This is a genomic window from Pseudomonas sp. B35(2017) (assembly GCF_002113645.1).
Lineage (GTDB): Bacteria > Pseudomonadota > Gammaproteobacteria > Pseudomonadales > Pseudomonadaceae > Aquipseudomonas > Aquipseudomonas ekonensis.
In genome coordinates this window covers 38,770-48,365 of the sequence record NZ_NEIZ01000018.1, presented here as the reverse complement: position 1 = coordinate 48,365, position 9,596 = coordinate 38,770, and the positions used below count along the sequence as shown (strand labels likewise).

The following is a 9,596-nucleotide window of genomic DNA, read 5'->3' as shown; positions in this document are numbered from 1 at the left end:
GAAATGAACATGAACGCTTTGAGCAAAGTCTTGACCGGCACCCTTCTCGCCCTGTCCGTCCACAGCGCGTTCGCCGGTGATGTCGAACACAACACCCAGGCGTTCCTCGATGCGCTGAACGCCGGCAACGGCAAGCCGATGGAACAGATGACGCCGAAAGAGGCCCGCGCCGTGCTGGTGGGCGCCCAGGCCGGCGTCAAGCTGACGCTGCCGGCGGCCGATGTCAGCCAGAAGACCATCCAGGTCGACGGCCAGCCGCTGAGCCTGACCATCGTCCGCCCGGCCGGGGTCAAGGGTGAGCTGCCGGTGTTCATGTTCTTCCACGGCGGCGGCTGGGTATTGGGGGACTTCCCGACCCACGAACGCCTGGTGCGCGACCTGGTGGCCGGTTCGGGTGCGGCGGCGGTGTTCGTCAACTACACCCCTTCGCCGGAAGCGCATTACCCGGTGGCGATCAACCAGGCCTACGCCGCCACGAAATGGGTGGCCGAGCACGGGAAAGAGATCAACGTCGACGGCAAGCGCCTGGCCGTGGCCGGCAACAGCGTCGGCGGCAACATGGCGGCCGTGGTCGCGCTGATGGCCAAGGACAAGGGCACTCCGGCCATCCGCTTCCAGGCGCTGCTGTGGCCGGTGACCGACGCCAGCTTCGACACCGGTTCCTACAACCAGTACGCCGAGGGGCACTTCCTCACCCGCAACATGATGAAGTGGTTCTGGGACAACTACACCACCGACGCCAAGCAGCGCAACGAGATCTACGCCTCGCCGCTGCGGGCCACTACCGCGCAACTCAAAGGCCTGCCGCCTGCGTTGGTGCAGACCGCCAGCGCCGACGTGCTGCGTGACGAAGGCGAGGCCTACGCCCGCAAACTGGACGAGGCCGGTGTGCCGGTGACGGCCGTGCGCTACAACGGCCTGATCCACGACTACGGTTTGCTCAACGTGGTCAGCCAGGTGCCGGCGGTGCGTTCTGCGATGCTTCAGGCTTCGCAGGAACTCAAGCAACACTTGAAGTGAAGCTGTAGGAACAGTCCCGCTCCCGCAGGGCACAAAAAAACCCGACTCGATGGTCGGGTTTTTTTGTGCGACACGACAGCAGAATTACTTCTTGCTGCGACCCTTGAAGGAGTTGTCGCGGGTGTCGATATCGATCCACTCGTCGATTTCGATGAAGTCAGCAACCTGGATCTCGGTGCCGTTCTTCAGTTTGGCAGGCTTCATCACCTTGCCCGAGGTGTCGCCGCGAGCGGCGTTCTCGGTGTAGACGACCTGACGGCTGATGGTGGTCGGCAGTTCTACCGATACCAGACGGCCTTCGAAGAACACGGCTTCGCAGACGTCTTCCATGCCTTCTTCGATGTACGGCAGCACGCTTTCGATGTCTTCGGCGTTCAGCTCGTACATGGTGTAGTCGGTGGTGTCCATGAACGTGTAGGAGTCACCGCTGATGAAGGACAGGGTGGCTTCTTTGCGGTCCAGGATCACGTCGTCCAGTTTGTCGTCCGCACCGTAAACGGTTTCGGTCTTGTAACCGGTCAGCAGGTTCTTCAGCTTGGTCTTCATGATCGCGCTGTTACGGCCCGACTTGGTGAATTCAGTTTTCTGAACCAGCCAAGGATCGTTGTCGATACGGAGCACGGTACCGGGTTTGAGTTCTTTACCAGTTTTCATTGCGAATATCCGAATTTGGATGGGATGTACAAAAATCTAGGCCGCGTATCATAGCCAATTTCGGTAAAACTGTACCAGCGCCGTGGCAAGATCGGCCTGCAAGGCCTGTTCCAGAGACCAGGATTGGGCGTGCCGCTGCAGTTCCGTCCAGTGTTTGCGGGCCGCGAGCCAGTGCTGTCCGATGGGGAGTCCGGCGCTCCATGCCCGCCATAGACCGCTTGTCGCCTCGGCCGCAGCCGACGAAAGGCCTTGGGTGTAGAGCGCCAGGAACGCGTCGAGCTTGTCCAGGTGGATGTCTTCTTCCTGCTGGTAAATGTGCCACAGCATCGGCCGCCCCGCCCACTGCGCCCGGACGAACGAGTCCTCCCCGCGCACCGCATTGAAATCGCAGCACCAGAGCAAGCGGTCGTATTGGTCCTGACGCACGAACGGGATGACCTGCACGGTCAGCGACCCACGCACCTGCAAGGCGCCCGCCGTCAGCGCGTCCACCCCGAGCCAGCGGGCGACGTCGCCCAGGATCCGGCCCTCCGGCACCAGCAAGTGGGTCGGCCGGGCATCGGCGGCCAGCACATCGAGCCAACTGGCCAGGCCGGCGTTCTCATAGGCGAACAGTGAAATGAGCTCTGAGCCGGGCGCCGGATCAATCCCCAGTTCCTGCAGGAATGTTCGCTGCGCTGCGGGATCCTGCTGAAACGCCTGACGCCGCTCGATCAGCCCCTGCTCGCGCAACAGCCCGCCGGTGCCTGGCTGGAACCCCGGAAAGAAAAAGAACTTCTGCACCGACCGGTACTTCACCGACGGCAGTCCGTGGCACCCGACCACCCAGTCTTCGGCGCTGAGGTAGTCGAGGTTCATCCACAGCGGCGGTTGTTCCCGTTCGGCCATGGCATCCATGTACGGGCCAGGCAACTGACAGGCGAACGCGGCGATGACCACATCGGCCGCCTCCGCCCCGACCCACGCCTGCGGCCAGTGCCGCACCTCGACCCCCTGCTGCCGCTGCTGCGCGAGGCTTGGGTCGATTTCCGGGCAGAGACGCTCGAACGCCCGCAGGTCATCGACCCACAGGCGCACCGCCACGCCGTGCTCGGCCACCAGTTGCCGGGCCAGGCGCCAGGTCACGCCGATGTCGCCGTAGTTGTCGACCACGGTGCAAAAGATGTCCCAGCGGGTGTTCGTTGCCGCCATCAGAAGCTCCCGTTGGCAAAAGCGCCGATTGTCCGCGCAAACGCGCCCTCGGAGAAGAGCCGACGCCGACGAATCTTCGTGCGACAATCGGTGCTCGCCCGCTCTCGTCCGCCAGGAGGCTGTCATGCCCTACCGTCCCGCCCCGCGTCGCCCTTTGCCCGTTCAGCTTAGTGCGCTGCAATTGACCGGCAGCATCGCCCTCGGCCTGTGGCTGGGTTTTCTTGCCATCGCCCTGACCTGGTGGCTCGCCTCCCGGCTCTTCAGCCATCAGCTGGCCCCGGTGACCGAGGCGGTTCAGCAAATGGGCAAGCCGCCGGCCGTCGCCCAGCCGCAGCCGCAACCGGAGCCGCAGAACCGGATGTTCGAGCAGTACGAAGAGAACCTGCGCAAGAACGAACAGCAAGTGCGCCTGGATCAGGCCCGCAACAGCACCCGCAACCTGTCCAATCCCAAATGCCAGTTCTGGCTGCAGCAGGATCAGACGGCCCCGAGCGAAAAGAGCCGCGCCAACGTGCTGCAGTTCTGCGATTGACCATGAACAAACACACCGTCCACCAACTGATCCTCGACAAGCTGCGCAGCGACCTCGACATCGCCGAGCGCGCGGCGCAAACCGCTTACGAGGCCGCGACCCACGAAGAGAACATCGCCGAGAACAAGTACGACACCCTTGGGCTGGAGGCGTCGTACCTGGCCGCCGGGCAGGCCAGGCGCGTCGAGGAAATCCGCCAGTCGCTGGCGCTGTGCCAAAACCTGATCCTGCGCGCCTACGACGACAGCCGGGGCATCGAGGTGGGTGCGCTGCTCGGCCTCGAGGACGAACGCGGGCGCGAGCAATGGCTGTTCCTGGCGCCGGATGCGGCAGGCCTGAAGGTCGATGTGGTGGGTCAGCCAGTCACCGTCATCAGCCCGCGCTCGCCGCTGGGCAAAGGTCTGCTGGGCAGGTTCGAAGGCGATGAGGTGGAGGTGCTGGTGGCGGGCACCCGGCAACAGTTCGCTGTCACCGAGGTGCTCTAGAAGGGAGACGCTTACTTAATGGACGGGCAGTTCGACGCCGTCGAACAGCTCTTCCAGTTCCTGCTTGTTGTGGCACTGGATGGCCTTGGCCATCACTTCGCGGGTCAGGTGCGGCGCGAATTTTTCGATGAAGTCGCACATGAAGCCGCGCAGGAAGGTGCCGCGGCGGAAACCGATCTTGGTCACGCTGGACTCGAACAGTTCGCTGGCGTCGAGCACCACCAGGTCTTTGTCGAGCGTGGTGTCGACGGCCATTTTCGCCACGATGCCCACGCCCAAACCCAGGCGCACGTAGGTCTTGATCACGTCGGCGTCGGCGGCGGTGAACACCACTTTCGGCGTCAGGCCGCGGTGGCTGAAGGCTTCGTCGAGCTTGGAGCGGCCGGTGAAACCGAACACGTAGGTCACGATCGGGTATTCGGCCAGCGCCTCGAGGGTCAGCTTCGGCAGCTTGGTCAGCGGGTGGCCCTGGGGCACGACCACGCAACGGTTCCAGCGGTAGCACGGCATCATCACCAGATCGCCGAACAGCTCCAGCGCTTCGGTGGCGATGGCGAAGTCCACGGTGCCGTCGGCGGCCATTTCGGCGATCTGCATCGGCGAACCCTGGTGCATGTGCAGCGCCACGTCCGGGTATTGCTTGATGAAATTGCTGATCACCGGCGGCAGCGCATAACGGGCCTGGGTGTGGGTGGTGGCGATCGACAGGGTGCCTTTCTTCTCGTTGGAGAATTCCTGGGCGATCTGCTTGATGCTCTCGACCTTGCGCAGGATCTCGCCGGCGGTGGTGATGATGCGTTCGCCGGCCGGGGTGACGCGGGTCAGGTGCTTGCCGCTGCGGGCGAACACTTCGACGCCGAGTTCGTCTTCCAGCAGTCGGATCTGTTTACTGATGCCCGGTTGCGAGGTGTAGAGGCTTTGGGCGGTAGCGGAAACGTTGAGGTCGTGGTGCGCCACTTCCCAGATGTAGCGCAATTGTTGAAGCTTCATATGAATCCCTCAAAGCAGGTAGACGCCACGGGCATCAGCGACGATATATAACTATATGAATGGTTTGAAGAATAAATCTAGAACTATTTCATCAAAACGCCATTATTCCGCTTCAGCGATCCTCCCGACGCCGACGCTCCACCAGCGGCACCAGATAAACCGGCACCTTAGACAATTGCAGCACCCGGGCCGCCGTGCGCCCCAACGGCGTTTCCGCCCCCACCCCGTGGCTGTGACTTCCTACGATCAGCAAATCGACCGAGAGTTTCTGCACCTGTTCGAGAATCACCTGGGACGGATCCCCTTGCAGCACCCGCACGGCCCGGATCCGCTGCAGGTCTTGCTCCCCTTCGTCCCCAAGCTCTTCGCGGAAACTGTCGAGCACCCGCTGCTCGATGTTGGCGATGACCGTCTTCAGCCCTTGGCTGTGGAATTCGTTCAGCGCCTGCTCGTCGAGATAGCTCTGCAGCACCGATTCGGCGAACAGCCCCATGGGTTCCACCGCGTGCACCACATACAGGTCGGCGTCGAACGTCCGCGCCAGCGCCAAGGCGTGCTGCATCACTAACGGTGCGTACAGACCGAGGTCAGTGGCATACAGCATCGCACGAATCATGTGACCTCCCAGCGTGCCGACATGGCGGAGATTTGATTCAGCTTAGCAGTGCCTTGGCGACAGCGGCGGGCGGTGCAACGTCTTGTGCCACGCGGGCTTCAGAGCGAAGGTTCGTTGCTCACGCCATGGGGCACGTGACCGGTGGCGACCACTTCCCGCGCCAGTTCGCAGTGCCCGGCCTGGTCGTCGAAGAACACGTCGGCGGCAAACGCTTCGAGGAACGCCGCCTTGGTCAGACCGCCGAGGAACAGCGACTCGTCCAGGCGGATGTCCCACTCGCGCAGGGTGCGGATCACCCGCTCGTGGGCCGGCGCCGAACGGGCCGTCACCAGCGCGGTTCGGATCGGGCAATCGTCCTCCGGGAACTCACGCTGCAGCACGTTGAGCGCCGCCAGAAACCCCTTGAACGGCCCTCCGCGCAGCGGCTCGCGCGCCGACTCGCGCTCCTTGGCCTGAAACGCCTCCAGCCCGCCGGACTGATAGATGCGCTCCGACTCGTCGGAAAACAGCACCGCGTCACCGTCGAAGGCGATGCGCAGTTCGTCGCTGGCCGCACGGCCGGCGCCGCCGGACAGGATGGTCGCCGCGGCGAACCCTGCGTCCAGCGCGGCCCGCACGTCCTCGGCGTGGGTGGAGAGAAACAGGTCGCAGCCGAACGCCTTCAGGTACGGATAAGGGCTGCGCCCGCCGACGAACGCGGCCCGGGAAATCGCCAGGCCGTAATGGCCGATCGAGTTGAACACCCGAAGGCCGGTGTCGGCGCTGTTGCGCGACACCAGGATCACCTCGACCCGCGCCCGCCCGAGACGGGCGTTGAGGCTCAGCAGCTTTTCGACCAGCGGGAAGGCATCGCCCGGCGCGAGGATCTCGTCCTCATGCTCGATCTGGTATTGCCGGTAGGCTTCGACGCCGCTCGACTCATAGACCTTGTGGCTTTCGCTCAGGTCGAACAGGGCGCGGGACGAAATCGCCAGCACCAGTTTGTCATCGATGTTCTTTGCCATGCCTTCCCTCGCCGTGCATGAAAAACGCTCTCACCTGTTGCGTCGGTCGATGAACCCCAAGGTTCGGTGCAACGCCTCGATCCGCGGCAGCTCGCACCCCGCCGCCTTGGCCGCCGCCAATGGCCGGGCGTAGATCGCCTCCAGTTCCAGCGGCCGCTTGTGCAGGAAATCATGATGCATGCTCGGCCAATAGTCCGGCATTTTCTCGGTCATCATGAACAGATAGTCGGCATAGCCCGGCGGCATGTCATGGCCGCAGGCCTTGGCGCCCTGCACCACTTCGGCCATCAGCGCCTGGATCAGCGCGCGGCTGTCGGCGTCGGCCATCAATGGGGTGGTGCTCGCCCCCAGCAGCACGGACAGACCGTTGTAGGGAATGTTCCAGACCAGCTTCTGCCAGCGTGCCTGCTGCAGGTCGGGCATCGCCTGGGAGTCGATGCCGGCGGCGCGGAACAGCCCGGCGCCCTCCTCGACGATCGCCATCCGCGCCGCGCCGTCCGGCGCCGGGCCGCTGTGGTAGCCGACGTTCACCGCCCCCAGCGCCTGATGGGTGATCTGCCCCAGCCCCTCGCGGTGGACGCAGATCAGGCACAGGCCGCCGAGCAGGTGCAGCGAATCGGGCAGCAACGCCCGCAGGCTGTCCTCGACGTCCAGGCCGTTCTGCAGCAACAGCACCTTGGCGCCGGGCTTCGCCGCCCGCACGATCGCCGGCGCCAGGTCGGCGGTGCCGGTGGTCTTGGCCCCGACCAGCAGCCAGTCGCACGGCGGCATGTCGTCGGCTTTTGCGTAGGCCTGCACCGGGTCGAGCGTCAGCGCGCCGTGCACCGCACTGTCCACCCGCAAGCCGCGCTCGGCCACGGCGCTGAACTCGCTGCGCAACAGAAAGTGCACATCGAACCCGGCCCTCGCCAGCATCAATCCGTAGAACCCGCCGATCGCGCCGGTACCGATGATCCCCACCGCCGGCCTGTTGTTCACTGTCCCCGTCATGGCAACTCCTCTGCAATTCGCTCCAGCGCCCCGGCCACGGCGGCATTCAGCTCGCCGGCGCTCAGGCGCGTGTGCACAGCACCAAAGAACTCGCCGTCGCGCACCACAAACAGCGCCGGCAAATGAAAGACCTGATAACGCTCGACGAGCCCGCCGTTGTCGCCGGCGTCGATCCAGCACAAGCGATCGACCGCAAGCTTCAGCGTCGGCAGCGTCTGGCGGGCATACCGGCACGAGGCACAGCCCGCGCTGGTGAAGATCACCAGGGAAACGCCGCTCATCGCCAGCAGCCGTTGGTCGGCGTCGAAATCGGTCAGTTGCGATTCGACCACTATACTGGGGGAAACAATGTCAAATGGCCGACACAGGGAGTCTGTGCTCATGGGACGTTTCATTCCTCATCCGGACGATGTGCCCGTTGAACTGACGTTGCTCACACCTGAATGCATTTCGCGGCAACGGCTGAACACTATCAGCCTCGGCGGCATCGCTTGCAATTACCATCGTGCATGGCGCCACGGCACGGCGCTGCAGGTGCGCATGCCGACCCTCAACGCCGACATCTGCTATCCGGGCTACGTCGCCTGGTGCCTGCGGCGCAAGAAGGGCTATCTGGTGGGCATCGCCTTCACGGACGAACAGACGCTGTTCAGCGCGCGGATGGGCGAGCAAGTGTGCCAGATCGAACGCTACTGCCGCCTCAACGAGGCCCACGACGACCTGCAGGACATCCAGGCGCTGGCGCTGCAATGGGTCGCGCAGCACGCCGACGAGTTCTCCCACGACACCGTCCGCAAGGCCTTTGCCCACCCCGTTCTGGATTGAACGGCTTCCGGGGCCCCGTCGCCCCGGCGCGAAAGCCCCCCTGAACAGTTACTTTCCCATTGTCGAGCAGGCGCCTAACGCGCTAAGGTTCCGCTCCCCGACGCGCTCAATTCCGCTGTGCTCCGCCGCGCGGGGATCGCTGGCGGACGGCACCCGTGACCTGACGAGTAAACGATGGCTGATTTACCGATCAACGACCTTAACGTCGCCTCCAACGAGACCCTGATCACTCCCGATCAGCTCAAGCGCGATATCCCCCTGAGCGACGCTGCCCTGCGCACCGTCACCAAGGGTCGCGAAGTCATCCGCAACATCCTGGACGGCACCGACCACCGCCTGTTCGTCGTGATCGGCCCGTGCTCGATCCATGACGTCAAGGCCGCCCACGAATACGCCGAGCGCCTGAAGGTGCTGGCGGCGGAAGTCTCCGACACGCTGTACCTGGTCATGCGCGTGTACTTCGAGAAGCCACGCACCACCGTCGGCTGGAAAGGCCTGATCAACGACCCTTACCTGGACGACTCGTTCAAGATCCAGGACGGCCTGCACATCGGTCGCCAACTGCTGCTGGACCTGGCCGAGAAAGGCCTGCCGACCGCCACCGAAGCCCTCGACCCGATCTCCCCGCAGTACCTGCAGGACCTGATCAGCTGGTCGGCCATCGGCGCGCGCACCACCGAATCCCAGACCCACCGCGAAATGGCTTCCGGCCTGTCCTCGGCCGTCGGCTTCAAGAACGGCACCGACGGCGGCCTGACCGTGGCGATCAACGCCTTGCAGTCGGTCTCCAGCCCGCACCGTTTCCTGGGCATCAACCAGGAAGGCGGCGTGTCGATCGTCACCACCAAGGGCAACGCCTACGGTCACGTGGTGCTGCGCGGCGGCAACGGCAAGCCGAACTACGATTCGGTCAGCGTCGCACTGTGCGAACAGGCGCTGACCAAGGCGAAGATCAAGCCGAACATCATGGTCGACTGCAGCCACGCCAACTCCAACAAGGATCCGGCGCTGCAACCGCTGGTGATGGAGAACGTCGCCAACCAGATCCTGGAAGGCAACCAGTCGATCATCGGCCTGATGGTCGAAAGCCACCTGAACTGGGGTTGCCAGGCGATCCCGAAAGACCTCGCCGACCTGCAGTACGGCGTGTCGATCACCGACGCCTGCATCGACTGGACCGCCACCGAAAACACCCTGCGCAGCATGCACGCCAAACTCAAGGACGTGCTGCCCAAGCGTCAGCGCACCTGACAGCTTTATCGCGGGCATAAAAAAACGCCGGGCTGAGC

12 protein-coding genes are annotated in these 9,596 nt (G+C 64.1%); 5 read left to right on the top strand and 7 right to left on the bottom strand.

Annotation, left to right across the window (positions count from 1 at the left end):
• Positions 1-9 precede the first annotated feature (9 nt).
• On the top strand, positions 10-1,020 hold the full coding sequence (locus CAG41_RS23345; protein WP_085707522.1) for an alpha/beta hydrolase: 1,011 nt from the start codon (positions 10-12) through the stop codon (positions 1,018-1,020).
• 84 nt (positions 1,021-1,104) lie between these two features.
• On the opposite strand, the gene efp is transcribed toward CAG41_RS23345, so the two are convergent.
• Both efp and earP read right to left on the bottom strand, forming a co-directional pair.
• Positions 1,105-1,674, bottom strand: a complete 570-nt coding sequence (gene efp / locus CAG41_RS23340) for an elongation factor P (RefSeq protein ID WP_085577981.1) — start codon at positions 1,672-1,674, stop codon at positions 1,105-1,107.
• A 48-nt stretch (positions 1,675-1,722) separates the two neighbouring features.
• Entirely contained in the window at positions 1,723-2,865 is a 1,143-nt protein-coding gene (earP, locus tag CAG41_RS23335) for an elongation factor P maturation arginine rhamnosyltransferase EarP (RefSeq protein ID WP_085629819.1), read from the bottom strand.
• 124 nt (positions 2,866-2,989) lie between these two features.
• Between earP and CAG41_RS23330 the strand changes: the two genes are divergently transcribed.
• Positions 2,990-3,397, top strand: a complete 408-nt coding sequence (locus CAG41_RS23330; protein WP_085577983.1) for a hypothetical protein — start codon at positions 2,990-2,992, stop codon at positions 3,395-3,397.
• Positions 3,398-3,399: 2 nt separating this feature from the next.
• A complete protein-coding gene (locus CAG41_RS23325; protein WP_085577984.1) occupies positions 3,400-3,882 on the top strand; it encodes a GreA/GreB family elongation factor in 483 nt (160 codons plus the stop codon).
• 15 nt (positions 3,883-3,897) lie between these two features.
• On the opposite strand, the gene cysB is transcribed toward CAG41_RS23325, so the two are convergent.
• From cysB to CAG41_RS23300, 5 genes are all read right to left on the bottom strand, one after another.
• Positions 3,898-4,872 (bottom strand): HTH-type transcriptional regulator CysB, encoded by a 975-nt coding sequence (gene cysB / locus CAG41_RS23320; RefSeq protein WP_085577985.1) that lies wholly within the window; start codon positions 4,870-4,872, stop codon positions 3,898-3,900.
• A 112-nt stretch (positions 4,873-4,984) separates the two neighbouring features.
• Positions 4,985-5,488 (bottom strand): universal stress protein, encoded by a 504-nt coding sequence (locus tag CAG41_RS23315; protein ID WP_085577986.1) that lies wholly within the window; start codon positions 5,486-5,488, stop codon positions 4,985-4,987.
• 98 nt (positions 5,489-5,586) lie between these two features.
• A complete protein-coding gene (locus CAG41_RS23310) occupies positions 5,587-6,492 on the bottom strand; it encodes a 5'-nucleotidase (RefSeq protein ID WP_085577987.1) in 906 nt (301 codons plus the stop codon).
• 30 nt (positions 6,493-6,522) lie between these two features.
• Positions 6,523-7,482, bottom strand: coding sequence for a putative 2-dehydropantoate 2-reductase (locus tag CAG41_RS23305; protein WP_085707521.1), 960 nt, complete (start codon positions 7,480-7,482; stop codon positions 6,523-6,525).
• Complete coding sequence (locus tag CAG41_RS23300; RefSeq protein WP_085577989.1) at positions 7,479-7,865, bottom strand: co-chaperone YbbN; 387 nt, start codon at positions 7,863-7,865, stop codon at positions 7,479-7,481. Before CAG41_RS23300 ends, CAG41_RS23305 begins: the two co-directional genes overlap by 4 nt.
• On the opposite strand from CAG41_RS23300, the gene CAG41_RS23295 reads away from it, so the two are divergent.
• Together CAG41_RS23295 and CAG41_RS23290 are read left to right on the top strand one after the other, a co-directional pair.
• Positions 7,864-8,307: a PilZ domain-containing protein gene (locus CAG41_RS23295; protein ID WP_085577990.1), complete on the top strand. Its 444-nt coding sequence runs from the start codon at positions 7,864-7,866 to the stop codon at positions 8,305-8,307. The two genes, CAG41_RS23300 and CAG41_RS23295, sit on opposite strands and share 2 nt — an antisense overlap.
• 174 nt (positions 8,308-8,481) lie before the next feature.
• Positions 8,482-9,558 carry a 3-deoxy-7-phosphoheptulonate synthase gene (locus CAG41_RS23290; RefSeq protein WP_085577991.1) on the top strand — a complete coding sequence of 359 codons (1,077 nt, stop codon included), beginning with the start codon at positions 8,482-8,484 and terminating at the stop codon, positions 9,556-9,558.
• Positions 9,559-9,596 lie beyond the last annotated feature (38 nt).

Excerpts from the sequence above, each read along its gene's own strand:
- CAG41_RS23305 (WP_085707521.1), bottom strand. The coding sequence starts at position 7,482 with ATGACGGGGACAGTGAACAACAGGCCGGCGGTGGGGATCATCGGTACC.
- earP (WP_085629819.1), bottom strand. The coding sequence starts at position 2,865 with ATGGCGGCAACGAACACCCGCTGGGACATCTTTTGCACCGTGGTCGAC.
- CAG41_RS23345 (WP_085707522.1), top strand. The coding sequence starts at position 10 with ATGAACGCTTTGAGCAAAGTCTTGACCGGCACCCTTCTCGCCCTGTCC.
- CAG41_RS23300 (WP_085577989.1), bottom strand. The coding sequence starts at position 7,865 with ATGAGCACAGACTCCCTGTGTCGGCCATTTGACATTGTTTCCCCCAGT.
- cysB (WP_085577985.1), bottom strand. The coding sequence starts at position 4,872 with ATGAAGCTTCAACAATTGCGCTACATCTGGGAAGTGGCGCACCACGAC.
- CAG41_RS23325 (WP_085577984.1), top strand. The coding sequence starts at position 3,400 with ATGAACAAACACACCGTCCACCAACTGATCCTCGACAAGCTGCGCAGC.
- CAG41_RS23295 (WP_085577990.1), top strand. The coding sequence starts at position 7,864 with ATGGGACGTTTCATTCCTCATCCGGACGATGTGCCCGTTGAACTGACG.
- CAG41_RS23290 (WP_085577991.1), top strand. The coding sequence starts at position 8,482 with ATGGCTGATTTACCGATCAACGACCTTAACGTCGCCTCCAACGAGACC.
- CAG41_RS23310 (WP_085577987.1), bottom strand. The coding sequence starts at position 6,492 with ATGGCAAAGAACATCGATGACAAACTGGTGCTGGCGATTTCGTCCCGC.
- CAG41_RS23330 (WP_085577983.1), top strand. The coding sequence starts at position 2,990 with ATGCCCTACCGTCCCGCCCCGCGTCGCCCTTTGCCCGTTCAGCTTAGT.
- efp (WP_085577981.1), bottom strand. The coding sequence starts at position 1,674 with ATGAAAACTGGTAAAGAACTCAAACCCGGTACCGTGCTCCGTATCGAC.
- CAG41_RS23315 (WP_085577986.1), bottom strand. The coding sequence starts at position 5,488 with ATGATTCGTGCGATGCTGTATGCCACTGACCTCGGTCTGTACGCACCG.